The organism is Kocuria sabuli (assembly GCF_040981185.1).
Classification (GTDB): Bacteria; Actinomycetota; Actinomycetes; order Actinomycetales; family Micrococcaceae; genus Kocuria; species Kocuria sabuli.
In genome coordinates this window covers 53,138-78,632 of record NZ_JAVHZE010000012.1, presented here as the reverse complement: position 1 = coordinate 78,632, position 25,495 = coordinate 53,138, and the positions used below count along the sequence as shown (strand labels likewise).

Sequence of the window (25,495 nt, the reverse complement as noted above, 5' to 3'; positions counted from 1 at the left end):
CCCCGTGCCGGCACCGACCAGGACAGGAGGACGCAGATGCGCATCGTCGTCGCACCCGACAAGTTCAAGGGGTCCCTCGAGGCCCCCGACGTGGCCGCGGCCCTCGAGGCCGGGATCCGCTCGGTGGACCCCGCGGCCGAGGTGCTCCGGCTGCCCGTGGCCGACGGCGGGGAGGGCACCCTCGAGGCCGCCCTCGGCGCGGGGTTCGCCCCGTGGCCCGTCACGGTGACGGGTCCCGTGGGGCAGCCGGTCGAGGCGGAGTTCGCCCTGCGGGACCGCACCGCGGTGGTGGAGATGGCCCTGGCCTCCGGGCTCGCGGCCCTGCCCGTGGACGAGCACGGGGAGCCGGTGCTGGACGCCGGCGGCGCGACCAGCCGCGGCACGGGCGAGCTCGTCCGCGCCGCCCTCGACGCCGGGGCCGCGCGCGTGGTCCTCGGCATCGGCGGCAGCGCCTGCACCGACGGCGGCGCCGGGCTGCTCCAGGCCCTGGGCGCCCGGCTGCTGGACGCCGCCGGCGAGGAGCTCGGCCGGGGCGGGGCCGCCCTGGCCCGGCTCGACCGGGTGGACCTCACCCGTCTCGATCCCCGGCTGGACAGCACGGAGTTCGTCCTGGCCGCCGACGTGGACCACCCGCTGCTGGGCGAGCGCGGCGCCGCGGCGGTCTTCGGCCCGCAGAAGGGCGCGGGCCCCGAGCAGGTGCGCGCGCTCGACGCCGCTCTGACGGTCTTCCGGGACCGGCTCGCGGACGCCCTCGGCGAGACCGCGCTGCACGCGGCCGAGGCCCCCGGCGCCGGGGCCGCCGGGGGCGTGGGCTACGCCGCGCTCGCCGTGCTCGGCGCCCGCCGCCGCCCGGGGGTCGAGGTGGTCCTGGAGTTCGTGGGCCTCGCCGGACAGCTCGCCGGCGCGGACCTCGTGGTCACCGGCGAGGGCAGCCTCGACGAGCAGTCCCTCGGCGGGAAGACCCCCCTGGGGGTGCTCGACACGGCCCGCACCGCGGGCGTGCCCGCGGTGGCGGTGTGCGGGCGGACCACCCTGGAGCCGCGCGCCCTGCGCGAGGCCGGCTTCCTGCGGACCTACGCCCTGACCGAGCTCGAGCCGGACCCGCGCACGTGCATGCGGGAGGCCGCACGGCTGCTGGAGTCCGTGGGGGCCCGGCTCGCCCGCGACCTCCCCGGTCTGCTCGGCGCCGCGCAGCCCCCGCTGACCGCCCCGGCACCCGGTGCGGTCACCCCCGACCCGGGAGGGCGTGCATGACGCCGCCGCAGGACCCGGAGCAGCCGGAGCACGGCCGGGGGGGCGCCCCTGCGGACGCGACCGGGCGTCCGTCCCCGATGCCGGAGGACCGGGACGGGATCGCCCAGGAGGACTCGGCCCGCTCGGCGACCAGACCGGCGACGGCGCACGACGCCCACGAGGCCGAGCAGGAGCACAGGCTGGCGGTCAGCGAGGACGTCAACGACCCCGACCGGATCCGGCGCCTCATCGCCGACCACCACCGGGAGCACGGCCGGCCCGAGGACGCCGCGGACGCCCCGCGCACCGGCGACGACGGCACTCGCGGCCACCGTGAGTTCGACCTCGTGCTCCGGGGCAGGAACGTCTCCTGCGGCGACCGCTTCGCGGCCCGCGAGATCGGCGTGCTCGACGGCAGGATCGTCGCCGTCGAGCCCCTGGGTGCCGGACTGGCCGGCCGTGAGGTCCTGGAGCTGGCCGACGACGAGCACCTGCTGCCGGGTCTCGTGGACACCCACGTGCACATCAACGAACCGGGCCGCACCGAGTGGGAGGGCTTCGCCTCCGCGACCCGCGCCGCCGCGGCCGGCGGGGTGACCACGGTCCTGGACATGCCGCTCAACTCGATCCCCGCCACCGTGAACGTGCCGGCGCTCGAGTACAAGCGCCTCTTCGCCCGGGACAACGTCTTCGTGGACGTCGGCTTCTGGGGCGGGGCGGTTCCCGGCAACAGGCCCCACCTGCGCGAGCTGCACGACGACGGCGTCTTCGGCTTCAAGTGCTTCCTGCTGCACTCCGGGGTGGACGAGTTCCCGCACCTCGAGGCCGACGAGATGGAGGAGGACCTCGCCGATCTCAAGACGTTCGACTCGCTGATGATCGTGCACGCCGAGGACTCCCGGGCCATCGACCGTGCTCCGCACCCGGAGGGCGACGTCTACGAGACGTTCCTGAAGTCGCGTCCGCGCGGGGCGGAGAACCTGGCGATCGCCGAGGTCATCGAGCGGACCCGCTGGACGGGAGCACGGTCGCACATCCTGCACCTGTCCTCCTCCGACGCCCTGCCCATGCTCGCCACGGCCAAGCGCGACGGGTTGGACATCACGGTCGAGACCTGCCCGCACTACCTCACCCTGCTCGCCGAGGAGGTGCCCAACGGCGCCACCGCGTTCAAGTGCTGCCCGCCGGTGCGGGAGGTCGGCAACCGCGAGCTGCTCTGGGAGGGGCTGCTCGACGGGACCATCGACTTCATCGTCTCCGACCACTCCCCCTCGACCCTGGACCTGAAGGACCTCGACCACGGGGACTTCGGCGTGGCCTGGGGCGGGGTCTCCTCCCTGCAGCTGGGCCTGTCCCTGATCTGGACGGAGGCCCGCCGCCGCGGGATCGGGCTGGAGCGCGTGGTGGAGTGGATGTCCGCCCGCCCCGCCCGGCGGGCCGGCCTGCGCACGAAGGGCAGGCTCGCCCCGGGCTACGACGCGGACCTGGTGGTCTTCGCGCCCGACGACGCCTTCGTGGTCGACGCCGGCCGGCTGCACCACAGGAACCCCATCACCCCCTACCAGGGCAAGGCGCTGTCCGGGACGGTCCGGAAGACCTTTCTCCGGGGCGCCGCCGTGGACTTCGCGACGCCGCGCGGTCGGCTCCTCCGCCGCGGGGAGAGCTGACGCACGGACCCCGTGCGTCCTCGGCCGTCCGCCCTGCCGGCCGGGGACGTCCGGCGGGAGGTGCCCGCCCCCGCGCTCGTGCGATGAACACCCGCTGACACCCCGGCCCGACGGACGCCCCGGTCCGGGCGGGCGCTCAGGGACCGGAGACCGGGAGGTCCGGGCTCCCCGGCGGAGCCGCCGGGGAGGGCGTCTCCAGGCCCAGCTCGGCCAGTCCCGTCAGTGCCCGGCCCAGCGCCGCGGCGGCGACCGGGGAGTACTCGGTGGCCCCGATGAGCACGTGGGGGCCGTCGTGCACACCGGTCGCCGGATCCACCGACAGGCACAGCTGGGCGCGAATGCCGTCCCGGGTCAGGCGCAGCGGTTCCCCGAAGTGGATCCAGTCCTCCTCGCCGCGGTAGCGGCCGTGCGGGGCGACGCACCAGTCCGGGCACCTCGGCGCCACAGACGGGTTGTACGTCTCTCCGGACATGTCCGTCCCTCTCTCCCCGACCGTGCGATCAGCCCTGCGGGAACGGTCCGTGCGGGTCGGGGCCCGAGCCGATCGGCCCGGGCCCCGACCCGTCATGGGTGCCTCTTCCGTTCCCGGTTGTCCGGAGCCGGTGGTCAGGCGGCGCAGCCACCGAGGGCGATGCTCGCGTCGATGGCGCTGATCTGCCGCTGGAGGTCGCCGAGCTGGGCCTGCCGTTCCTTGACGACGGCCGTCTGATCGGCGATCGCGGCCTTGTTCTGCTTCTTCTGCGCCTCCAGGTCGCGCAGCTTGGCCTGCGCGGTGCTGACCTGTCCGTCCAGGGCGACCACCTGGGCCTGCAGCGCCTTCAGCTTCTCCTCCGTGGCGGTGACCTCCTCGTCGGCCTTGGTCAGCTCGTCCAGCAGCGGGCCGACGCGGAGCTGCAGGCCGAGGACCTCTCCCTCCTTCGCCGCGATCCGTCCGTTCAGAGCGGCCAGCTCGGCGACCAGGGCGTCCATCTCGGTGTTGAGCGCGGTGATCTCCCCCTGCTTGGCCGTCACGGACTGCGCGGCGTCCTTCGCCGCGGCGTCCAGTGCCGGAAGTTCTGCCTGCAGCTCCTCGACCTCCGCCGCCTTGGCGGTCACGGCGGCGTCCGCGGCCTCGAGGGTCTCCTGGGCCTCGGCGCGATCGGACTGCAGGCCGGCCAGCACCGCCTTCTGCTCGGTGATCCGCGGCCCGGCCTCCTCGACGCCTGCCGTGAGCTCCGGCAGGGCGGCCTCGAGATCCGCGACGAGCTGCTCCTGCTTCGTGACCGCGTCCTCCGCGGCGGCGACCGCGTTCTGCAGTGCCGGCAGCTCGCCCCGGAGCTCAGCGAGCTCCGCCTGCTGGACGGTCACCGCCGTGTTCGCGTCGGTCGCGGCGGCCCCGAGTCCGGGCAGCTTCCCCTGCAGGTCGAGGATCTCCGCCTGCTTCGTGCTCACGGCCGTGCCGGCTGTCGCCAGGGACGCCTGCAGCGGGGCGACCTGCCGCTGCAGCTCGGCGCTCTCCGCCTGCTTGGCCGTCAGCTGGGCGCTCAGCTCGTTGACCGCCGACTGCAGCGTGGCCAGGTCCCCCTGCAGCCCGGAGATCGTCGTGCTCTTGTCGGTGATCCGAGTCTTGACCGTGGTGAGCTCGGTCTCGTAGGCGGCGATCTGAGCCGCTCGGGCGTCTCTTTCGGCCTTGCTGCCGCCGTTGAGCTTCTTCAGCCGGTCGATCTCGCTCGTCAGGAAGCTCTGGCGCGCCTGGAGCGTCCTCAGCTCCTCCCGGGCCTGCTCCAGCTCGGCCTGCTTCTCCGTGATCTGCGCGTTCTTCGACCTGAGGTCGTCCTCGATGCTGAGCACCTCGGCGTTGACCGCCTCGATCTTCCGGGCGTTGGCGGCGACGGCGTCGGCGGCGGCCTTCGCGGCGGTCTGCAGCGGGGTCAGCTCGCCCTGAGCCCGGGTGATCTCCGCCTGCTGGGCGGCCAGGGTGTCCGTGGCCTTCTCCGCCGCGTCCTGCAGCCCGGTCAGCTCGCCCTCGGCCTGGGTGATCTCCGCCTGCTGCGCGGCCAGCGCCCCGGCGGCCGCCTCGGCCTCGTCCTGCGCCGAGGCCAGGGTCCCCTGCGCCCCGGCGATCTTCGCCCGCTGGGCGTCGAGCTTCTCCTGGGCCGCGGTGCCGCTGTCCTCCAGCCGCTGCAGCTCCTCCTCGGCCGCGATGACCGCGGCCTCGGCGGCGTCGAGGGCGGCCGCGGACTCACCGGCGGCGTTCTCCAGCGCGGTCAGCTCCCCCTGGACGGCGCTGATCCGGTCGCCCTTCGCGGTGAGGGCGTCCGCGGCATCCTTGGCGGCGTCCTCCAGCGTCCCCAGCTGGACCTGGGCAGCGGCGATCCGCTGCTGGACGGCGGTGCTGTCGTCAGCGGCCGCCGCGGCTCCCAGCTCGAGGCCGTCGCGCTCCTGTTGCGCGGCCGCCAGGCCCGCCTGCAGAGGCTCCAGCTGATCCTGCACAGCGGTGCGCTGGGCCTGCAGTTCCGCGAGGGCCTCCTTCGCGTCGGCCACGGCCACGGCGGCCGCGGTCTGCTGGGCGGGCAGCGCCGCGAGCTCCTCCGTGACGGCGGCGATGTCGGTGGTGAGCTGCCCGTCCCGGGCATCGAGCTCGTCGAGGGCCTTCTGCTCCGCGGTGATCTTCGCGGCGAGCTCCTCTGCTGTCCTCGCCAGCGTCGCCCTCTCGGCCTGCAGCCGGGTGATCTGCGCCGCGTTCTTCTTCGCGGCCGCCTTCAGCAGGTTCTGCTGCACCGTGCCGCGGTGCGCCGCCTGGTTGACCACGCCGTTGCAGACTCCGCCGACCGAGGTGGTGGACGACGGCACAGCGTGCGCCGGTGCACCCACTGCGATCCCGCCGAAGACGGCGGAGACGGCCAGTGCCGCCACGGCGCGGCCGGCCACGCGCTGGAAGGACGTGCCGGACGACGTCGCAGGAGTGCGTGTGAAAGACATGATGGTTCCCCCAGATCGTTCAGCCCGCTCCCCCTGAGCAGGCTTCTGTGAGGAGTCTGTGGCACGTCCGGCGCGCTGGGGGATGCTCGCGCGTTCAACTTGGTAAACGGGGTGCCCCGGCGCACCGATCTCGCGTTCAAATGCCTGAACGCTGGCGGATTCCTACGAAACCCGTTCCTCCGGGACCAGCGCGCGCAGTGCGCCGAGCGGGGCCCTACTCGCCCTTGAGCACCCGGAAGGCGCTCGCACGGTCCTTGACCCGCAGCTTGCGGAGCACCGTGGAGACGTGGACGCGCACGGTCGTCGGAGAGACGAACAGCTTGCCCGCCACCTCCTCGGTGGAGCGCCCCTCCGCGAGCAGCTCCATGACCTCCCACTCGCGCGGGCTGAGCTTGCCGGCGACGTCGGACGTGCGCCGGAACATCCGCCGCCCCGGGGCGCGGAACTCCTGCAGGACGCGGGTGACGAGCGCCGGGGGCATCGCGGCCTCCCCCGCCAGGACGCCGCGCAGGGCACCCGGCAGGGTCGCCGGGTCGGCACCCTTGAGCAGGTATCCGGCCGCACCCGCCCGCAGCGCGTCGAAGAGGTCCTCGTCGTCGTCCGACCGGGTGAGCATCACCACTGCAGTCCGGGACAGGCTGCGGCTGATCAGCTCGGCGGCCCGGATCCCGCTGCCGGGCATGTGGATGTCGAGCAGCGCCACGTCCGGGCGGTGCTCGACGGCCAGCCGCACCGCGTCGTCGGCGCTCGCGCCCTCGGCGCACACCTCGCACCCGCCGGTCTCGAGCGCCCGGCGCACCGCCGCCCGCACCCGTGCGTGGTCGTCGGCGATCACGACCCGGATCCGTTCCTCCTCGACCGCGTCGCCGGCCAGCGCGTCGAGCTCCACCGCGTCACCGTCTACCACGTGACCGTCACCTCGCTTCCCCCGCCCGGTTCCGAGCGCACCTCCAGCGATCCGGGCAGCGACCGCGCCCGATCCCGCATGCTGATCAGACCGTACCCGGCGCCCGCCCCGGTGGCGCGGTGGACGTCGAACCCGGCGCCGTCGTCCTCGACGACCAGGCGGCGGCGGTCGCCGTCGCGGACCAGCCGCAGGCGCAACCGCCCGGCGCGGCCGTGCCGCGCCGCGTTGGCCACCGCCTCACGGGCGATGCGCACGAGCGCGTGCTGCTGGTCCGGGTCGGCGTCGACGGTGTCGTCGACCTCCACCTCGAGGTGGATGCCGTACCTCTGGGCCATCTCTCGCCCCGCGCGCCGCAGCACGAGATCGAGCGGCTCGTCACCGTCGTGGCCGAGCGCGTGGACGGCGGCCCGCGCCTCGTCCAGTCCCCGGTCGCACGCGCCGAGGATCCGCTCCCGGGACGGCTCACCCCGGGGCAGCCCGTGTCCCTCCATCCGGATGAGCGCGAGCTCCTGGACCACGCCGTCGTGCAGCTCCCGGGCGAGCCGGCGCCGGTCCTCCAGCACCGCTGCCCGGGAGTACGCGTTCCAGTACTGCTCGATCTCCCGCAGGGCTCCCACCAGGAGCAGCAGGTAGAACCCCGTGCGGAGCAGGTCACCGGTGTAGAGCCAGTCGGTGTACAGGGACGGGAACAGGAGGTAGTTGACGCGGGCGAAGGCGGCCAGGGCGCAGGCCGGTCCCAGCCAGTCCAGGAGGGAGTCCGCCCGTCGTGCCGCCTGGGCCGTGAACAGGAACGAGGCGATGGCGAAGCACAGTGCCGTTCCGCCCTGCGCGGCCAGGAGCACCGGGTGGCCGGTGAGCAGCTCCTGCTGGGCAGGTGCGGACGCCACGGTCGCGTCGAGGGCCGCGGGCAGCCGCTCCCGCCACGCCCACAGGGACGCGGCGGCCACCCCGGCGACCGCGGCGGGGACGATCACCGTCCACGGCCACCGCGTGCGAGGGGCAAGCCGCCCGGGACGCACCAGGGCGGCCGCCGTGATGAGGGCGGCGCCGGCCACCCTCAGGGACAGCGGAAGCCAGACGTGCAGAGCGCCCTGCTGCCCGCCGGCCAGCCATTCCGTGACAGCCGTCAGACCCAGACCGGCCACTGCCAGGAGCACGAGCCCCTGCGCGAGCAGCAGGTCCTGCATGCGGCCGCGACGGACGAACCGCTCGTGCAGCAGATACGCCACCAGCAGCGCCACGCAGGCGTCCACGGAGTCCAGGATCAGGTGCAACGAGGGGTTGTGGTAGCCGAAGAGCACATGGGGGCTCCACAGCACGAGAGCGGTCACCAGCAGCCCGGCCACCCAACCGGCCGTGCTCAGCCGGACAGCAGATCGGCGGCTGCCCGCACCCGGGGGGCCGTCGATCGGCGCGGTGGGGGATCGCATGGACCGGATCCTACGGTCGTCGGGTCCGCCGGGACGGCACATCCATGCGTTTCTCTCGGTGTGGCGCGGAGCCGCCCCTACGCCCCCGTCCTGCTCCCGACCGGCCGGAGCCAGCCGGCCAGCACGAACGCCCCCGGCAGGGCGGAGACCAGGGCGAGCAGCCCGTAGCCGAGGGAGATGGAGAACCCGGTCTGCGCCGGAATTCCGTGCGCCACGGCCGCAAGCGTGGTGATCCCTTCCCGCGGCCCCCAGCCGCCGATCCCGATGGGCACGGACATGCCCGCCAGGCCCAGGACCGTGGTGCCCCACAGTCCGGCGAGGGTCTCCTGCGGAGCGGTCCGCACCGCGGCCAGGAGGAACAGGCACTGGTAGCAGGCCCAGGCCAGCACGGACAGCACCCACACGGCGGCCCGGTCCCGGGCCGGGGAGCCGCTCGTGGCGCGCCACGCCACCGCCGCCACCGTGAGCGCCCCGGCGCCGAAGGCCGCGGCGGCCCAGGGGCCGACCGCCAGGGCCGGGACTGTACCCGCGGCCAGGAGCACGGAGGTTCCGGCCAGCCGCTCCCCCAGCACGGAACCTCCGGCCCCGGGCCAGGTGTCGCCGCGCCGGCGGCGGCGCAGCACCCGCACCGCGTCCCCGGACACGCCTCCGGGCAGGAGCAGATTGACGAGCCCCGCCGCCCAGCACTCGCCCAGGGCCTCCCGGAAACCGATCCTCGCACCGCGGCCGCGGGCCACGAGCCGCCACCGCTGGGCCTGGGCCGCCGTGGCCACGAGCCCGGCGGCCAGCGCCAGCACCACGGTGAGGGGGCTGAGGACGCCCACGGCGCTGCGCGCGGCCTCCGCGCCGAGGACCCGGAAGAGCGCGGCGAGCAGGACCAGTCCGGCCAGCGCCTGCACGGCCGGCAGCAGGAGACGACGGAGAGGACGACGCCCGCGGCGGGCGGGCGTGGTCTCGGCGGGCATGGGCGCAGTCTAGCCATCGCCGGCGGCGGCCCGGATTGACGCCGCGGACCGCCCCGCACAGGATGAGAAGCCCCGACCCGGAAGGCGACCGCATGCCGCTGGCCCCACCCACCGCGCCCCCTCCCTCCGCCCGCCGGGACGGCGTCCTGGCCTTCGCGGCACTCGGATCGGGCCTCGTCGTGCTGGGCGCGGCCACGGGCACGACGCCGGCCGTGCTGGCGCTCTCCGTGCTGCTGGGCCTCGCTGTGCTGGGCGCGGTGGTGCGCAGCACGGTCCGCCGTCGCACCGAGCCCTACGGGCCCGCCGACCGGGTCACGATGGCGCGCTCGGTGCTGGTCGCGCTGTGCGCGGCGCTGCTGCCCGCGGGTCTGGTCCCCGTGCTCGCGACCCCGGCGGACGGGCCCGCCGGGGCGTGGTGCTGGGCCGTGGTCGCCCTGGCCCTGCCCGCCTGGGTGCTCGACGGGATCGACGGCCGGGTGGCCCGCCGCACCGGCACCGCGACCCGCGCCGGGGCGCGGTTCGACCAGGAGGTCGACGCCGCCCTGCTGCTCGTCCTCTCCCTGGCCGTCGCCGCCCGGCTCGGGCTGCCGGGGTCGTGGTGGGTGCTGCTGATCGGGGCGCTGCGCTACCTGTTCCTGCTGGGCCTGCGGGTGCGCCCCGCCTGGCGCCGCCCGCTGCCCTTCTCGTCCTACCGCCGCGTGGTGGCGGGGATCCAGGGCGGGGTCCTGCTCGGCGCCCTGGTCCCCCTGATCCCCCTGCCGCTGGCCGTCACCGCCACGGCCGCAGCCCTGGCCCTGCTCCTCGTGTCCTTCGGGCGGGACGTCCTGCGGCTGGAGCGGTCGGCGCGCGGGCTCAGCTGACGGGCGGGAGGGCCAGGACGTCCGCGTGCCCCACCGTGGCCCGCAGCTTCCTCCGGGCGCAGTCGACCAGGCGGGTCCGCAGCCAGGCGTGCGCCTCAGCAGTGAGGTCCGGGCGGTGCTCCACGGCCGCGTCGGCCCGGTCGGCCAGGAAGCGCTCCAGCAGGGGTCGCACCCACTCCTGGTCGGACAGCCACCACGGGGTGGGCGTCACGTCCACGACCATCCCCTGCTCCCGCAGCGCCTCGGCGGCCAGCCGCACGGCGGCCGTCCCGGCGAGCTCGCCGCGGTGCTGGTGGTCCTCGAAGGCCCCCAGCACCGGGGCGTCGAAGTGGTGGGGCGGGTCCAGCAGGACCTCGCCGTCGACGGTCAGGGCGAGCAGCGCCGGGACGGCCTCCGCGGCGAGGACGCGGGCGAGCTCCTCGATCTGCTCCCCGCTCAGCAGGTCGAGCAGCGCGGAGCACGTGACCAGCCGGCGGGAGCCCGGGTGCTCCGCGAGCACCCGGGACAGCTCCTCCACCCCGGCGAGGACGGGCACCACGTCGGCACCGCCCTCCTGAGCGGCGCTCACGGCACGGTCGAGCAGCGCACGGTCGTGGTCGAGCAGGACCCAGCGCTGGGGGCCGGGCAGGTGCCGGCTCAGCCAGGCACGGTTGGCACCGGTGCCGGCGCCGAGGTCCACCACCACGAGCGGCTCCTCCGCCGGGGCGTCCTCGGCCAGGAGTCCCTCCCAGTACTGGACGAGCCGGTCGATCAGGGGCAGGGAGTTCTCGCGGGCCGCGGCGTCGGCGGGCTCGCGCAGCGCCAGCCAGTCGCCGGCGACGGGCCGGTCCGGGGTGGGGTGGTCGGGCAGGGACGGGTTCATGGTGACGGCCTCCTGGTTTCTGGTGTGGGATCGGGGCTCGGAACGCGGGTGGGGCCGGGAGCCGGACCGGCGCCCGGCCCGGCGCTCGGGAACGTGCTCGGGAGAGTGCTCGGGTCAGGGCTCGGGTCAGGACTCGGGCGGGTGCTCGGGTGAGGGCACGCGTCGATCGCCGCGAGGACGTCGCGGGCCGTGTCCGCCCAGGTCCTCAGGTGCTCGCGGCGGGCCAGCGCCGCTGCCCGCCACTGCGCGCGCAGTCCGGGGCTGGTCAGCCAGTCGCGGAGGACCTCGGTCCAGGCCGCCGGGTCGGTGGGGTCGAGGGCGGCACCCGGCCGGGGCGCCGCGGCGCGGCGCGGGCCGCCGTCGAGGGCCTCGACGGCGCCGGTGCCGGCCCCCACCAGCGCGGGCACGCCGTGGGCGAGCGCCTCGGTCACGACCATGCCGTAGGTCTCCGCGGTCGAGGGCAGCAGCAGCAGGTCCGCGCCCGTCCACAGCCGCGCGAGTGCCGGGCCCTCGAGGGGGCCGCGCAGGCGCACCCGGGCGGGATCGGGGAAGTCCCGGACCGCCGCCCGGAGCCGGTGCCCGTGGGCGGGCGCGCCCTCGGGCCCGGCGAGCTCGAGGGTCCAGGCGAGCCCGGTCAGGGGCGCGAGCGCCCGGAGCAGGAGGAGCTGGTTCTTGCGCGGGGTCAGGGAGGCGACGCAGACCAGGCGCGGCGGGGTCGAGCCCGCCGCCACCGGCCCCCGCGGCGCCCCCGGTTCGGCCACCGCCGCGTCCGCGGTGCCGTAGCGCCGGGACAGGTCGCGGGCCGCCCAGGCGCTCGTGGTCAGCACCCCGGTCGCGGCCGCGAGGGCGGCGGCCTCCGCCCGGGCGAGCTGCGCGGCCGCCGCGGGCTCCAGCCCCGTCTCGGCCGGCAGCGGCAGGTGCACGAGAAGGTGCACGGGCACGCCGCGGCGCACGGCGTCGTCGACGACGTCGGGAGCGGCGCACCCGGCGAGGCCGTCGAGCAGGACCGCCCGGCCGGGGGACGGCTCGCCCAGGGCCGCCCGCAGCCGGGCCCGGGCGGCGCCGTCGGCGGCGGGCCAGTCCCCGGCCACCGGCACCAGGCGGGCCGGGCGGCCGCGCGCGCGCAGCGCCTGCACGAGCCGGCGGTCGTAGAGCGATCCACCGGTGGGCCGTCCGCCGTCGTCGGGCACCACGACGTCGAGCACCGCGGGCTCCGTGCTCACCGGACGGCGGGGCCGCCGCGCTCGCTCAGCACGGGCAGCCCGAGGGTGTAGGAGGCCCACGCGTCGGGGTTCTCCCGCAGGGTCACGGTCAGGCGCTCGAGGCCCGCGACGCCGGCCGCCCCGGCGGCGAGCCGCTCGGCGACGTGCTGCGCGAGGACCTCGGTGGTGGACAGGCGTCCCGCGAAGTCCGGGTGCTCGTCGAGGTTGCGGTAGCGCAGCCCGTCGAGCACGCCCGAGAGCAGCTGGGAGGCCACGCCGATGTCCATGACCACCCCGTGCTCGTCGAGCTCGGGACGGGCCCAGGTGGTCTCCACCGCGTAGGTGGCCCCGTGCAGGTTCTGGGCCGGGCCGAAGAAGGGGTCCGGGAGGCTGTGGGCGATCATGATGTGGTCTCGGACGGTCAGGGTGAACACGGTTCTCCTCGGGTCGGGGATCGGTCGTCAGTCGTAGCGCACCACGTGGCACAGCACCTCCGGGGCGCCCCAGGCGAGGCGCGCCATCGTCGCGGGCAGCTCCTCGAAGGGCGAGCTCCCGGAGAGCAGGGCGTCGAAGCGGGGGTCGCGCAGGGCGTCGAGGGCGGTGGCGAGCCGGTCGGCGGTGGTGCGGCGGGCCCGGCGGGCGGGGGCGACGGCGCCCACCTGGCTGGCGCGGATCTGCAGCCGGCGGGCGTGGAAGTCCGCCCCCAGGGGCACGGCGGGGTCCTCGTCGCCGTACCAGGACATCTCGATCAGCTCCCCCTCGTCGCCGAGCAGCTCGAGCCCCCGCGCCAGGCCCGCGGCGGTGGAGGAGGCGTGCACGACGACGTCGCACTCCCCCGCCGCGTCCTCCGGCAGCACGTGCTCCACGCCGAGCGCCCCGGCCAGCCCGGCCCGGGACGGCTGCGGGTCCACGAGCTGGAGCCGGGCCAGCGGGAAGCGGGCCAGCAGCGCGGCCGCGCACGCCCCGATCATCCCGGCGCCGACCACGGCCACGCGGTCCCCGAAGCGGGGCGCGGCCTCCCACAGCGCGTTGACGGCGGTCTCCACGGAGCCGGCGAGCACCGCGCGCTCGGAGGGCACGTCGTCGGGCACGGGGGTCACGGCGGAGGCGGGCAGCACGTAGTGGTCCTGGTGGGGGTGGAGGGCGAACACGCGCCGGCCCACCAGCTCCTCCGGGCCCTGCTCCACGACGCCGACCGACAGGTAGCCGTACTTCACAGGGCCCCGGAAGTCCCCCTCCTGGAAGGGGGCCCGCATCCGCTCGTGCACGCGCGCCGGGACGAGTCCGCGGTGGACGAGCGACTCCGTGCCGCGGCTGACCCCGGAGCGCAGCGCCCGCACCAGGACCTCGCCGGGGCCCGGAGCGGGCAGCGGTGCCGTGCGCAGCTCTCCCCGGCCGGGCTCCACGGTCCAGTAGGCGCGGCAGGTCCTGGGCTGCTGAGCGACGTCGGTCATGCTCCCATTGTGGCGTGCCGGCGGCTCCGCGCCACCGGGTGAGCACGGTCGGCCCGAGCGACCACGGGATCGCGTGGTCACTGGGGCTCACGTGGTCGGTCGGCGCAGGGCAGGTCAGCCGGTCCGGGGCTCCTCGTGCAGCTCGGCGAGCGCCCGTCGCAGCTCGGCATAGCGGCCCGCGCCCAGCTTCCGCCGCCACAGCGCCTCGACCTCGGCGACCACCCCGGCCGCCACGGCCTGGGCCGCCCGGCCGCGCGCGGCGACGGTCACCAGCCGTGCCCGGGCGTCGGCGGGGTCGGGACGGCGCTCCACGTAGCCCTCCTGCTCGAGGGCCTGGACGAGCACGCTGGCGGTCTGTTTGGTCACGCGGGCCTGCTCGGCCAGCCGCACCAGGCGGGATCCCCCGGGATCGATGCGCTGGAAGATCCGCGCCTGGGCGTAGGAGAGGTCCTCGAAACCGCCGGCGTGCAGGGTCTCCATCACGCGGATCTCCATGTCCCGGTACGGGTAGTACAGCAGCAGCCCCGTGTTCGTGCCCGCGTCGTCCTGCATGCCCACCCCTTGACACCGTGCCGCCCACCGCCGGAAAATTTAGTCAGCAAAGCTGACCTTTGGAGGAGATTAGCATGGACCGCGACGCCATCTGGGAGGCCGTCCACCAGGAGCGCGCGGCGCTGGCGGACCTGCTCGAGACGCTGAGTCCGCAGCAGTGGGAGCACCCCACGCTGTGCCCGGGCTGGGCGGTGCGGGACGTCGCCGCCCACGTCATCTCCTCCCCGCAGTTCGGCCCCGCCGACCTCGTGACGGCGCTGTGGCGCGGGCGCGGCGACTTCGACCGCGCGATGTACCTGGACGCCCGGATCCGGGGGCAGCGGCCGGCCGAGGAGATCGTGGCCGACTACCGGCGGCTGGACGGGTCGCGGCGGCATCCTCCGGGCACGAGCATCCGGGAACCCCTCCTCGACGTCCTGGTGCACACCCAGGACATCGCCCTGCCCCTGGGCCGGCACCACGCCATGCCTGCCGAGGCCGCTCGGACGGCCGCCGAGCGGGTGTGGTCGATGCCGTTCCCGTTCCGGGCGCGCCGGAGGCTGCGCGGGGTGGCGCTGGTGGCCGACGACGTCGCGTGGCGCGCGGGCGACGGCCCGGAGATCCGGGGACCCGTGGAGGCACTCCTGCTGCTGCTGACGGGCCGCACCGCGGCCCTCGACCGGCTCGACGGGCCGGGGCTGCCGCGCCTCGCCCCGGGAGCCGCTCGCGGCTCTTGACACCCCGACGCGGCGGCGGGGACGCTGGTGCGGACGGCAACCGCCGATCCCTCCCCCGTCCCCGAGGTGGCCCGTGGTCCAGCGCATCCTCTTCCTGCACGGCGCCGGGCCACAGCCCGCCCCCGGCGCGAACCTCCTCCTGGAGGCCCTGCGGAGGCAATGGCCCGACGCCGACGTCGTCGCCCCGGACCTGCCCCGCCCCGAGGACCCCGACCCCGAGCTGTGGCAGGAGGCGATCGGCCGGGTCGTGCGGGCGATCCCGGACGAACCGTGGGTGATCGTGGGCCACTCCCTCGGCGGGTCGGAGGTTCTGCGCTTCCTCTGCAACCGGATCCCCACCCTGCTGCAGCGCGTCGTGACCGTGGCGGCCCCGTGCTGGTGCCCGGAACACCCGGACTCGAGCGAGCAGGGCTTCGCCCTGCCCTCCACCGCGGGCCGGACGCTCGCGGACCTGGAGATCGTCGTGGTCCACGCCGAGGACGACGACGTCGTGCCCCCCGCCCACGCGCACTGCCTCATCGAGCGGCTGCCCTCGGCCCAGCTCGTGCTGCTCCCCTCCGGAGGGCACCTGCCCACGTCCTGGACGGACAAGGGCCTGCTCCCCTGACCGGCGCCCCCACCCGCCGATCGGGGACGCGCCCAGGGGAGGTCACGGGACCCCGTGGCATCCCCCGGGCGCGACCGGGCGGGGATCAGGCCGCCGCGTGGGGCGCGCCCATCCCCGGGTCCACCTGGTGCGGACCGGCGGCGGAGGGCCGGATGTCGAAGTCGAAGATCGCGGTGGGGATGTACACGGTGGCGCACGAGTTCGGGATGTCGACCACCCCGGAGAACCGGCCCTCGATCGGCGCGGCCCCCAGCAGCAGATACGCCTGCTCCGGGGAGTAGCCGAACCGGGTGAGGTAGTCGACGGCGTGCAGGCAGGCCCGCTGGTAGGACAGCTGCGAGTCCAGGTAGCGCTGCTCGCCGTCGAGGGTCACCGAGGTGCCGGAGAAGGAGATCCACTCGCTGTACTGCGGGTCCGTGTTGCCCGGCAGGAAGATCGCGTTCTCCGTCACCCCGTAGGTCTCCATCCCGCCCTTGATGACGTCCACGTGGAAGTCGATGAAGCCGCCCATCTCGATGGCGCCGCAGAACGTGATCTCGCCGTCGCCCTGGGAGAAGTGCAGGTCGCCCACCGAGAAGTTCGCACCGTCCACGAAGACGGGGTAGAACACGCGGGTGCCCTTGGTGAGGTTCTTGATGTCCTGGTTGCCGCCGTTCTCCCGCGGCGGGGCCGTGCGGGCGGCCTCCCCCGCCACCCGGTCGACGTCGGAGTCCGGGACCGCGCCGAGCAGGGCGTCCTCGGGCTCCGGCGGGAGCGCGAGGGGCGGGACGCGGTCCGGGTCGGTCGCTATGAGCGCTCCCTCGCGCCGGTTCCACCGCGCCAGCAGCTGCGCGGAGGGCGCGGTGCCCATCAGGCCCGGGTGGACGATGCCTGTGAAGGACACCTCCGGGACGTGGCGGGAGTTGGCCGTCTGGCCGCGGAAGTCCCAGATCGCCTTGTAGGCGTCCGGGAACCGGTCGGTGAGGAAGCCGCCGCCGTTGGTCCGGGCGAAGATCCCGGTGTAGCCCCAGCCCTGTCCGGCCAGCGGCCCGGAGTCCTCCTGCGGAACGGGCCCGACGTCGAGGATGTCCACGACGAGCAGGTCCCCCGGCTTCGCCCCCTCCACCGCGAACGGCCCGGAGAGCTTGTGCACGGTCTTCAGCGGGGCGTGGAGGACGTCCTCGGCGGAGTCGTCGTTGACGATCGCGCCGTCGAACCACTCCCGGCAGTGCACCCGGAAGGTGTCCCCGGGCCGTACGGTGGCCACCGGCGGGATCTCGGGATGCCAGCGGTTGTGCCCGACGAGCTGCTGGTCCTCGAAGGGCCGCGAGGAGTCCAGGGGAAAGATGAGCTCCGGCATGACGTGCCTCCTGGTGTGCGGTGGTGCGCGGACGGTGCGGTGCCCCTCAGGGCCGGGGAAGTCTGCGGTGCAGGGGGGTCGTGCTGTGCCGGGCCGGCCGCCGGGGCCCGGCCGGCGGGGAGGCGACGACGCCGGGCTCGCTCGCGGTGGCCTCGGTGCGCTCGATCAGCCGGGCCTCGGGGGTGCCGGCCCGGGAGAGCCCGGGCGCGCTCAGCAGCCGGCGCGCCGCGGTCCCGCAGACGGGGCAGTCGGTCTCGCGCCCGGCCGCGCCCATGCTCAGCAGGAGCTCGAACTCCCCGCACGCGGGGCAGCGGTACTCGTAGAGCGGCATGGGCCTCACCTCTCGGTGCCGGGACCGGATGCACCCGACCGTAGTGCGGGGCCGCGCCCCGGGGAAGGGCCGGCGCCGAGCGGCCGGGCAAGATGACGGGGCTCCGGACCGGGGCGGGCACCGGACCGGTGGCCGCTCAGGGGCGGCTCGGCGGGACGTTGAGGTTGACCCGGAAGAGGTTGCCCGGGTCGTAGCGGTCCTTGAGCCGGACGAGCCGCTGGAGCTTCTCCCGCCCGTAGGCCCGTCGAGCCGCCCGGGCTGCGTCGGCCGCCGGCTCGATGAGGTCGGCGGACTGGCCGTGCTCGGCGAACGGCTGCAGCTCCGCGTGCACCGTCCGGGTGAACGCGGCGAGCCGCTCGTCCTCGGAGAAGTCCTGGTGGAGGGCGTGGACGGTCAGCCAGTACGGCGCGGAACGGTTGGGGAAGGCGGTGGACTCCTCGGCGACCCGCCCGAAGGCGCCCCCGAGGTGGTGGATGTCGATGCCTGCGCCCCGGTCGGGGATCCCGTCGGCGAGGCGGACGACGACGTCGACGACCTCGTCGTCCAGCCGGCCGAGGGGCAGGTTCTGCCAGTGCCCGCGCGAGGCCTTCGGGAAGGCGCCGTCCCGCGCGCTCTGCCACGCGAGCCACGGCACCGACCCCACGTCCTCCGCGTCCGGTGGGGCGTCGGCCCGCAGCGCGTCGACCAGTGCCCGGCCCGCGGCGTGGTCCTCCGACACCCAGGCGAGCCCCACGGCCAGCCACGGCTCGTCGCCCGCCGCCTCCCCCGGCGGCGTGTGCGCGAACGTGACGATCGAGGTCAGCTCGTCCGGCAGGTCGCGGGTCCACCGGGCGAAGGCGCGCAGGGCGTCCCGCCAGTGCGGCCGGCGGTAGCGGAGGGTGCCCGCGAGCACGAGGGCGGGCATCCGGCGGGCGCTGAAGGTGAAGGAGGACACCACCCCGAAGTTGCCCCCGCCGCCGCGCAGGCCCCAGAACAGCTCGGCGTTCTCCTCCTCGCTCGCGTGCAGGCGGTCGCCGGCGGCGGTCACGACGTCCGCGGAGTCCAGGGTGTCGAGGGTCAGTCCGCTGCTGCGGGTCAGCCAGCCCATGCCTCCGCCCAGGGCCAGCCCGGCGACCCCTGCCGTGCTGACCGTTCCCACCGGGACGGCGAGGCCGTGCGCCGTGGTGGCGCGGTCGAGGCCGCCGAGCGTGCTGCCCGGTTCCACGCTCACGAGCTGGTTCGCCGGATCGACGACGACGTGCCGCAGCCGCCCGAGGTCCAGCACCAGGCAGCTCCCGACCGTGCCGGGGCCGCTCATGCCGTACCCGCCGCTGCGCACCGCCAGCGGAAGCCGCAGACGTTGCGCGGCGGCCACGGCGAGGTCGATGTCCTCCACCGAGCCGGCCCGCACGGCCGCTCGGGGACGGAGCTCGGGCGTGCTGCTCCAGGACCTGCTGGCCCGGTCGTACTCCGGATCCCCCGGTTCGACCAGGCGCCCCGCCAGCCGCTCCCGCAGCTCCTGGAGCGCCCGGGCGTCCCCGCCCTCCGGGGCACCCCGGTGCGTGGTGCTCATCGCCACCACCCCCGCGGAAGATCGACAGATCGAAGGCAAGATTCTAGTGGGGCCGCGCAGGATCCGTGCAGGATCCGCGCCGTGTCCGTGTCACACCCGCGTCATCCCGGGGAGAGCCCCGGGATGACGCACCGGGGGCTGGACAGCGCTCAGGGCGCGGGAACCTCGGCGGCCTCGTCCACCGGGGCCTGCGCGGGGTCGGTCCCCTCGACGGGGATGCCGTTCCCGGTCTTCCCGGACGGCTTGGCATCGGCGGCGGGCGTCTTGGCCGCCGTGCGCGCCGGGCGCGTCGGCTCGGGATCCTTTTCGTCGGGCAGACCGTCGCCGTCCTGGTCCGGGTCCTCGCCGTTGCGCAGGCCGTCGCCGTCGAGGTCGGGATCGACGTCGTTGAGGAACTCGTCGCCGTCGATGTTGTCGTCGTCCTCGTTGTCGGTGCCGTCGTTGTCGATGTCAGGGTCCTTGACGTCGGGGAGACCGTCGCCGTCGGTGTCGCGCACCGCGTCTTCGACGAGTGCAGCGACCCCCGGCTCGGTGGCCGGTTTCGTTGGTGTGGGCGGCGGCGTGGTGGTCGCCGGGGGCGTAGCCGGCGGCGTGGTCGGCGCCGGCTGCTGAGGCGGCGTCGGCGGTGTCGTGGCCTTCGGCGGCGTGGCCGGCGCCGGCTGCTGAGGCGCCGTCGGCGGTGTCGTGGCCTTCGGCGGCGTGGCCGGCGCCGGCTGCTGAGGCGCCGTCGGTGGCGTGGTGGTTTTCGGCGGCGTGGCCGGCGCCGGCTGCTGAGGCGCCGTCGGCGCATTCGGCTGCGTCGCCTCCACCGGCTGCTTCCCCGCAGCCTTCTGCTCCGCAGCGCTCCTGTCCGCAGCCGACTCCTGCTCTGCAGACTTCTTCGCCGCAGCCTTCTCGTCCGCAGCCGCCTTCTGCTCCGCGGCTTTCTTCGCCGCAGCCTTCTGCTCCGCATCGGCCTTCTTCGCCGCAGCCACCTTCTGCTCGGCCTCCGGCGTCGGGGCCGCGGAGTCCTTCGGCTCCTCGGCGGCCCGTTCGTCGTCGCCGGCGTCCGGGACGGGGACCTCCAGGGAGTACTTGCTGCGGGAGGCGGGGATGACGCGCATGCCGTCGACCCAGTCGAAGGACTGCGGGTCCACGGCCTGTCCGTCGACCCAGGTCTCGAAGTGCAGGTGCGGGCCCGTGACGCGGGTGCCCGTGGCCCCGACCGTGCCGAGCTGCTCCGACGCCGCGAGCCGGTCCCCGACCCGCACCTGGACGTCCTCGAGGTGGTTGTAGGTGGTCCTCAGGCCGTCCGCGTGGGTGACCTCCACGCGGTTGCCGCCCCACACGTCCCAGAACACGTCCGTCACCTCGCCGTCGAGGGCCGCCACGACCGGGAGGCCGGCCGCGGCGGAGACGTCGGTGCCGTTGTGGAACTCGCGCCCGCCGCGGTCGGGGGCGATCCGCCAGCCGAACTCTCCGCCGAAGAGGACCGCGCCCGGGGCGGTGGGGGCGATGATCGTGTTGACGGGCAGCTCCCCCGCGTACAGCTTGGGCGCCTGCCGGCCCGGGCGCACGGTCGACACCGCGTTCCGGCCGCCGTCACCCCGGCCCGCTCCTTCGCGCCACGACCCGTCGCCTGCGCCACCGTCCCGGACCGGCGAGACCGACCGGGCCTCCCGCAGCGGTGCGGCCGCAGGACGCGGCTGCTCCTGCCCGGATGCCAGGAGAGTCCACCGGCTGTCCGTCGGCTCCGCCTGCTCCGACTGCTCCGCGACGGCCGACGGAACGCCGAAGGCCGAGCCCCGCCCCTCGCCGGCGCCCGGGGAGATGCCGGAGCTGACCGCCACGCTGACGGCCACGAGGGCCGAGAACGCGGTGAGCGCGGTGACGGGTGAGGAGGCGCGCCGGCGCAGTGCGGCGGCGGACAGGTGAGGCGAGGAGTCGCGGGGCATGACGGTGTTTCCCCCAGGATGTCGCGGACGGCGACGAGAAGAGTCGAACAGCAGATCGAGGCGCTGGGACCAGCGTGATCAGCTTAAGCGAACGGACGGTGACGGCCGAGGAAACCCCCGTCCCCACATCGGCGCCTCGTCACACAACGACTCGATGCAAATGCAATTGACCGGGAAGGGGGTCTCGCACGCCGGGGCGGACGGGATCCGGCGCCCGGAGCCGTCAGAACGGTCCGGACCACCCGTCGTCCACCAGGCCCCGGGCGTAGGCGGCCTGGCCGAGGTGCTGGGCGGCGTCGTCGACCGTGCTGACCAGGCGCACCCCCCGGGTGACGGGCGGGTCCCAGGACCGGTCCACGACCTCGTCGAGCTGCGCGTCGGTGAGGCCGTGCACGTAGTCCACGGTGCGCTCGACGACCGCGTCGAGATAGCCCTGCAGCGGCTCGGCGGACGCCACCCGGACCCGCGCCACGTCGTCCGGTCCGTGACCGAAGCCCATGGAGGAGTCGGGGAGGTCGAGGCCGAACCGCCCGTTCCAGCCCTGCGCCGTCCACACCTCCTCGGTGCCGGCCAGACCGGCCACCTGCGCGTCCTGCTGCCGGGCCGCGTGCCACACCAGCCACGCCACGGAGTTCGCCGTCCCGCCCGGCATGGTGTTCAGCACCTCGGGCGAGATCCCCCCGAGCACGTGCTGCGCCACCTGGGACGGCCGGCGGGCGGCGTCCTCGAACAGCTCCTGCGGTGTCATCGTGATCGCTCCTTCCGCACGGACCCGGGACGGTCCTCGCTGCCGAGCCTACGTCCGGCGCGGCCTCTCCGTCCGGCGCGGCCGCGCGGCGGCTTCCCCGCCCGGAGCGACGCCGGGGACGTCAGCGAGTGGCCGGCCGCAGCACGCGGGCGACCGTGAGCCCGGAGAGCAGGACCACGGCCGTCATGACGAGCGCCGTCCAGTGCATGCCCGCGGTGAAGGCACCGAACGCCGCCTCCCGCACGGCCGGGCCGAGAGCCCCCGCGCCGTCCGCGATCTCGACGGCGCCGCCGAGGGTCTCGTGCGCGGCGGCGGACGGGCCGGCGCCCAGGGCCGCCGGCAGGTCGAGGTGGCGCTGGTAGAAGGCGGTCAGCAGGCCGCCGAGCACGGCCGTGCCCAGCACGGCGCCGACCTCGTAGCCGGTCTCCGAGATCGCCGACGCCGCACCGGCCTTGTGCGGCGGGGCCGCCGTGAGGACGAGGTCGTTGGACAGCGTCTCGGCGAACCCGATGCCGGTGCCGACCAGGCAGAAGGCTGCCAGGACCACCACGTGCCCCCCGTCCGCGGACAGGTCCGCCAGGGCCACCACGAGGAAGCCGGCCGCGGAGACCAGCATGCCCGCCGTGATCACCGTCCGCGCGGTGAACCGCCGCACGGCCCGCACCGCCAGGAAGCCCGCGAGGACGGTCAGGGCGAGGCCGGGCACCATGGTCAGGCCCGCGGTCATCGGGTCGAGGCCGACCACCAGCTGGAGGTACTGGGTGAGCATGAACAGGAACCCGTAGAGCCCCACGTTGCCCAGCACGTTGACGGTCACCCCGCCCCTGAAGCCCGGGGACCGGAACAGCTCCAGGTCCAGCACGGGGTGCTCCAGGACCGCCTGGCGGCGGACGAACAGCACGCCCGCGAGCACGCCGAAGGCCGCGCTGAGCAGACCGTGGAAGAGCTCCCCGGAGGCGGTCGCCGCCTTGATGCCGTAGACCACCGGGGTCATGGCCAGCATGGCGAGCAGCACGGACGGCAGGTCCACCGGTCCGGGACGGGGATCACGCGACTCCGGGACCAGCAGCGGCCCGAGCACCAGCAGCGGGAGCAGCACCGGCACGGACATCAGGAAGACCGAGCCCCACCAGAAGTGGTTGAGCAGGAAGCCGCCGACGACCGGGCCCAGGGCGGCGCCCCCGCTGAACCCGCCGGCCCACACCGCGATGGCGATCCGCCGCTGGGCCGGGTCCAGGAAGATGTTGCGCAGCAGCGACAGGGTGGCGGGCATGAGCATCGCGCCGAAGAACCCCATGGCGGCCCGCCCGGCCACGAGCGCCTCGGCGGTGGGCGCGAAGGCCGACGCCGCGGAGACGGCGGCGAAGCCGGTGCCGCCGACCAGCAGCAGCCGGCGCCGCCCGATCCGGTCCCCGAGCGCGCCCATGGGGACGAGCAGGCCTGCGAGGACGAGGGGGTAGACGTCCACGATCCACAGCAGCTGGGTCCCGGTGGGACGGAGCGCCTGGGAGATGGTGGGCAGGGCGAAGCTCAGCGCGGTGTTGTCCACCGATACGAGCAGAACGGGCATCATCAGGACCGCGAGCGCAGCCCATTCGCGTGCGCCGGCCGTGGGGCGGGGCGTCAGCAGAGTGGTCATGGTTCACCTCCGGGAGTCGGATCGGGGTCGCACAGCGACATAACTGTACCGTCTAGACGGTACAGTTAAGAACAGGCTGGCACAATGGTCACCACGTCCGACCCAAGGAGGTCTTCCTCACATGCCGCGCCCACCCGTGGCCCGGGACAAGCTCCTGGCCGCCTTCGAGCAGCTCGTCCTCGCCGAGGGCGAGCGCGCCGCGACCCTCGACGCCGTCGCCGGCGCAGCGGGGGTCTCCAAGGGGGGCCTGCTCTACCACTTCCCCCACCGCCGGGCCCTCGTGGACGCCACCCTCCAGCGGCTGGAGGAGCTCATGCGCCTGGACCTCGAGGCGATGGCCGCGGCCCCGGACGGGGCCGCGCGGTACTTCCTCGTCACGTCCCTGTTCGAGGACAGCCAGCTCGACCGGGCCCTGATCGTGGCCTCCCGCCTGGCCCAGTCCGGGGACGAGAACGCCCGGGCGGGCCTGAAGCGGCTCGAGGACGCGTGGTACGAGCTGATCCTCGCCGACGTGGGGGACCCCGTGGTCGCCACCGCCGTGCAGCAGATGGGTGACGGGCTCTACCACAACGCGTCGATCGGGCTGCTGCCCGACGGCAGCGCGCAGCGGCACACCATCCTGGAGAACCTCCTGGCCGTGGTGGACCGCCTCAGCCCGCGCGGCTGAGCATCCCGGCTCAGTCGCGGGAGGCGGCGGCGGCCGTGCGCAGGGCCACGAGAATCCGCTGCCGCGTCTCCGCCCGGCGGTGCCCGTTGCGCAGCGACGGGTGCGGCACGCCCAGCACGGGCAGCAGCCGCGCGGGCTCCTCGAGGGTGAGCAGCCGCATCGCCCCCGTCAGCGCCGGGGCGCCGAACGTCACGACGACGCGCAGCCGCGGCAGCGCCCCGACCAGCTGCCGCAGGGCCGGTCCCGCCTCGGCGAGGTCGTCGACCCGGGGCGGCCGGTGCCGGCCCGCCCCGTCCCGCAGGGCCCAGGGCACCACATTCCAGCGCAGGTAGTCACCGCGGGCCAGACCGGACTCCTCCCGCAGCGCCTTGAGGACCCGGGCCGTGGGATCGGTGTTGTCCTCCGAGCTGAAGCCCAGGTCCCCGGCCGCCACGGTGGCCGGCCCCGGGGCCTCCATGAGCACCAGCACACGGGCCGCGGTGCCGCCGCCGTCGGGGTCGACCCACGGCACGAACCGGCCGTCCCGCCGCCAGCGGCGCACCAGGTCGTTGAGCGGGGCCACGTGGGGCTCGTCCACCCGGGCGCGCTTGTCGTCGGCGGAGGTCATCCGTGTCCCGGGCCGCCCGGCCCGCGCAGCCCCGGCCGGACGTGCTCGGGCCGCAGGCCCAGGCCGACGAAGCGGCCGGTCAGGTGCGGCAGGAAGGGCAGCGCCCGCACCACGCCGACGGGCAGCGGCGGCTTCGGCGGGCCGCCGCCCGGCCCGGGGACGAGCCGGCGGGCCAGCACGAGCTGGAACAGCTGCGTCAGCCGCGCCGGCCACGCCCGTCGTCCCTGCACGCGTGCCAGGTCCCGGGGACGCACTCCCCCGTCCAGCAGCCGCGGGCCGAGCAGGTTCGCCGCGGCGACCGCGTCCTGGATCGCCAGGTTGACACCCACCCCGCCGGCCGGGGACATCGCGTGGGCGGCGTCGCCGAGGAACAGCAGCCCGGGCCGCCACCAGCGGCGCAGCCGGTCCACGCGGACCCGCAGCAGCCGCACCTGCTCCCAGCTCTCGAGCGAGGCGACGCCCTGCGCGAGCGCCGGGGCGATCCCGCGCACGCGCTCGCGCAGCGCCTCGATTCCCTGCCGCTGCATCGTCTCGTGCTGGCCGGCCGGGATGATGAGGGCCGCCTGCCAGTACTCGCCCCGGTTCAGGGCCACCACGGCGCCGTCGCCGGCGTTGAACAGCGGCGCCTCCTGGCCCGGGACCCGGGGCACCCGGAACCACAGGACGTCCATCCGCGACGGCGAGGCCACGGGCCGCAGCCCGGCGGCCGCGCGCAGCACGGAGTCGCGCCCGTCCGTGGCGAGGACCAGCTCCGCCCGCACGTGCACGGGCCTCCCGGAGCCGTCGCGGGCGGTCACGCCGACGCAGCGCCCGTCCTCGACGAGCAGGCCGTCGGCGGGCGTGGAGCGCAGGAGCCGGAAGGCGGGCAGCTCCGCTCCCCGGTCGGCGAGGAAGTCCAGGAAGTCCCACTGCGGCATGAAGGCGATGAAGGGGCACCGCACGGGCAGGCGGTCGAAGCGGCCGACGACGACGGTCTCGCCGCCGAGTCCGACCGTCGCCCGGTCGACCCGCGTGTGCGGCAGGCGCAGGAACTCGTCGAGCCAGCCGAGTTCGGCCATGAGCTCCGTGGTAGAGGGGTGGATCGTGTCCCCGCGGAAGTCGCGCAGGAAATCGGCGTGCTTCTCGAGCACGACCGTGTCCACCCCCTGACGCGCGAGCAGCACCCCGGCCATCAGCCCGGCCGGGCCGCCGCCCACCACGCAGCAGGTGGTCGTGACGATCTCGGGCCCCGGCTCGGCAGCGTCCATGCCGCAGAGGCTACG

At 75.3% G+C, this 25,495-nt stretch carries 24 protein-coding genes; 6 read left to right on the top strand and 18 right to left on the bottom strand.

Going from position 1 to position 25,495, the window contains the following annotated elements; genetic code table 11:
* Window positions 1-36 precede the first annotated feature (36 nt).
* Together RE027_RS12490 and allB are read left to right on the top strand one after the other, a co-directional pair.
* A complete protein-coding gene (locus tag RE027_RS12490) occupies window positions 37-1,254 on the top strand; it encodes a glycerate kinase (RefSeq protein ID WP_368808596.1) in 1,218 nt (405 codons plus the stop codon).
* Window positions 1,251-2,900: an allantoinase AllB gene (allB, locus tag RE027_RS12485; protein ID WP_368808595.1), complete on the top strand. Its 1,650-nt coding sequence runs from the start codon at window positions 1,251-1,253 to the stop codon at window positions 2,898-2,900. The genes RE027_RS12490 and allB overlap by 4 nt, the downstream gene beginning before the upstream one ends.
* 136 nt (window positions 2,901-3,036) lie before the next feature.
* Here the strand turns inward: allB and RE027_RS12480 are convergent, their stop codons facing one another.
* The 5 genes from RE027_RS12480 to RE027_RS12460 all read right to left on the bottom strand — a co-directional run bounded on the left by RE027_RS12480 (window position 3,037) and on the right by RE027_RS12460 (window position 9,163).
* Window positions 3,037-3,372 (bottom strand): DUF6907 domain-containing protein, encoded by a 336-nt coding sequence (locus RE027_RS12480; protein WP_368808594.1) that lies wholly within the window; start codon window positions 3,370-3,372, stop codon window positions 3,037-3,039.
* 134 nt (window positions 3,373-3,506) lie between these two features.
* Entirely contained in the window at window positions 3,507-5,861 is a 2,355-nt protein-coding gene (locus tag RE027_RS12475; protein WP_368808593.1) for a coiled-coil domain-containing protein, read from the bottom strand.
* 214 nt (window positions 5,862-6,075) lie between these two features.
* Window positions 6,076-6,768 (bottom strand): response regulator, encoded by a 693-nt coding sequence (locus RE027_RS12470; protein ID WP_368808592.1) that lies wholly within the window; start codon window positions 6,766-6,768, stop codon window positions 6,076-6,078.
* The gene (locus RE027_RS12465) at window positions 6,762-8,198 is read right to left on the bottom strand and encodes a sensor histidine kinase (RefSeq protein ID WP_368808591.1); all 1,437 of its coding nucleotides are present in this window, start codon (window positions 8,196-8,198) and stop codon (window positions 6,762-6,764) included. Before RE027_RS12465 ends, RE027_RS12470 begins: the two co-directional genes overlap by 7 nt.
* A gap of 77 nt (window positions 8,199-8,275) precedes the next feature.
* Complete coding sequence (locus tag RE027_RS12460; RefSeq protein WP_368808590.1) at window positions 8,276-9,163, bottom strand: lysylphosphatidylglycerol synthase domain-containing protein; 888 nt, start codon at window positions 9,161-9,163, stop codon at window positions 8,276-8,278.
* A 92-nt stretch (window positions 9,164-9,255) separates the two neighbouring features.
* Between RE027_RS12460 and RE027_RS12455 the strand changes: the two genes are divergently transcribed.
* A complete protein-coding gene (locus RE027_RS12455) occupies window positions 9,256-10,023 on the top strand; it encodes a CDP-alcohol phosphatidyltransferase family protein (protein ID WP_368808589.1) in 768 nt (255 codons plus the stop codon).
* On the opposite strand, the gene RE027_RS12450 is transcribed toward RE027_RS12455, so the two are convergent.
* The 5 genes from RE027_RS12450 to RE027_RS12430 form a co-directional block, all read right to left on the bottom strand.
* Window positions 10,016-10,885 (bottom strand): class I SAM-dependent methyltransferase, encoded by an 870-nt coding sequence (locus RE027_RS12450; protein ID WP_368808588.1) that lies wholly within the window; start codon window positions 10,883-10,885, stop codon window positions 10,016-10,018. The genes RE027_RS12455 and RE027_RS12450 overlap by 8 nt on opposite strands.
* The gene (locus tag RE027_RS12445; RefSeq protein WP_368808587.1) at window positions 10,882-12,108 is read right to left on the bottom strand and encodes a glycosyltransferase family 4 protein; all 1,227 of its coding nucleotides are present in this window, start codon (window positions 12,106-12,108) and stop codon (window positions 10,882-10,884) included. The genes RE027_RS12450 and RE027_RS12445 overlap by 4 nt, the downstream gene beginning before the upstream one ends.
* A complete protein-coding gene (locus tag RE027_RS12440) occupies window positions 12,105-12,521 on the bottom strand; it encodes a 6-pyruvoyl trahydropterin synthase family protein (RefSeq protein ID WP_368808586.1) in 417 nt (138 codons plus the stop codon). Before RE027_RS12440 ends, RE027_RS12445 begins: the two co-directional genes overlap by 4 nt.
* A gap of 27 nt (window positions 12,522-12,548) precedes the next feature.
* A complete protein-coding gene (locus RE027_RS12435; RefSeq protein WP_368808585.1) occupies window positions 12,549-13,541 on the bottom strand; it encodes a dehydrogenase in 993 nt (330 codons plus the stop codon).
* A gap of 114 nt (window positions 13,542-13,655) precedes the next feature.
* Window positions 13,656-14,093 carry a MarR family winged helix-turn-helix transcriptional regulator gene (locus RE027_RS12430; RefSeq protein ID WP_368808584.1) on the bottom strand — a complete coding sequence of 146 codons (438 nt, stop codon included), beginning with the start codon at window positions 14,091-14,093 and terminating at the stop codon, window positions 13,656-13,658.
* A 74-nt stretch (window positions 14,094-14,167) separates the two neighbouring features.
* On the opposite strand from RE027_RS12430, the gene RE027_RS12425 reads away from it, so the two are divergent.
* Together RE027_RS12425 and RE027_RS12420 are read left to right on the top strand one after the other, a co-directional pair.
* Window positions 14,168-14,809, top strand: a complete 642-nt coding sequence (locus tag RE027_RS12425; protein ID WP_368808583.1) for a maleylpyruvate isomerase family mycothiol-dependent enzyme — start codon at window positions 14,168-14,170, stop codon at window positions 14,807-14,809.
* Window positions 14,810-14,882: 73 nt separating this feature from the next.
* On the top strand, window positions 14,883-15,416 hold the full coding sequence (locus tag RE027_RS12420; RefSeq protein ID WP_368808582.1) for an alpha/beta fold hydrolase: 534 nt from the start codon (window positions 14,883-14,885) through the stop codon (window positions 15,414-15,416).
* 85 nt (window positions 15,417-15,501) lie between these two features.
* Here RE027_RS12420 and fmdA read toward each other — a convergent pair whose 3' ends face one another.
* From fmdA to RE027_RS12390, 6 genes are all read right to left on the bottom strand, one after another.
* The gene (gene fmdA / locus RE027_RS12415) at window positions 15,502-16,755 is read right to left on the bottom strand and encodes a formamidase (protein ID WP_368808581.1); all 1,254 of its coding nucleotides are present in this window, start codon (window positions 16,753-16,755) and stop codon (window positions 15,502-15,504) included.
* Between the two features lie 46 nt (window positions 16,756-16,801).
* The gene (locus RE027_RS12410) at window positions 16,802-17,086 is read right to left on the bottom strand and encodes an FmdB family zinc ribbon protein (protein ID WP_368808580.1); all 285 of its coding nucleotides are present in this window, start codon (window positions 17,084-17,086) and stop codon (window positions 16,802-16,804) included.
* 136 nt (window positions 17,087-17,222) lie between these two features.
* Window positions 17,223-18,638 (bottom strand): FAD-binding oxidoreductase, encoded by a 1,416-nt coding sequence (locus tag RE027_RS12405; RefSeq protein ID WP_368808579.1) that lies wholly within the window; start codon window positions 18,636-18,638, stop codon window positions 17,223-17,225.
* Between the two features lie 149 nt (window positions 18,639-18,787).
* Window positions 18,788-20,572, bottom strand: coding sequence for a M23 family metallopeptidase (locus tag RE027_RS12400; RefSeq protein ID WP_368808578.1), 1,785 nt, complete (start codon window positions 20,570-20,572; stop codon window positions 18,788-18,790).
* Window positions 20,573-20,795: 223 nt separating this feature from the next.
* On the bottom strand, window positions 20,796-21,320 hold the full coding sequence (locus RE027_RS12395) for a mycothiol transferase (protein WP_368808577.1): 525 nt from the start codon (window positions 21,318-21,320) through the stop codon (window positions 20,796-20,798).
* 121 nt (window positions 21,321-21,441) lie between these two features.
* Entirely contained in the window at window positions 21,442-22,959 is a 1,518-nt protein-coding gene (locus tag RE027_RS12390; RefSeq protein ID WP_368808576.1) for an MFS transporter, read from the bottom strand.
* A gap of 121 nt (window positions 22,960-23,080) precedes the next feature.
* Here RE027_RS12390 and RE027_RS12385 point away from each other — a divergent pair, with 121 nt between their 5' ends.
* Window positions 23,081-23,626, top strand: a complete 546-nt coding sequence (locus RE027_RS12385) for a TetR/AcrR family transcriptional regulator (RefSeq protein ID WP_368808575.1) — start codon at window positions 23,081-23,083, stop codon at window positions 23,624-23,626.
* A 10-nt stretch (window positions 23,627-23,636) separates the two neighbouring features.
* Here RE027_RS12385 and RE027_RS12380 read toward each other — a convergent pair whose 3' ends face one another.
* Window positions 23,637-24,233: a uracil-DNA glycosylase gene (locus RE027_RS12380; RefSeq protein ID WP_368808574.1), complete on the bottom strand. Its 597-nt coding sequence runs from the start codon at window positions 24,231-24,233 to the stop codon at window positions 23,637-23,639.
* On the bottom strand, window positions 24,230-25,480 hold the full coding sequence (locus RE027_RS12375; protein WP_368808573.1) for an FAD-dependent oxidoreductase: 1,251 nt from the start codon (window positions 25,478-25,480) through the stop codon (window positions 24,230-24,232). The genes RE027_RS12380 and RE027_RS12375 overlap by 4 nt, the downstream gene beginning before the upstream one ends.
* Window positions 25,481-25,495 lie beyond the last annotated feature (15 nt).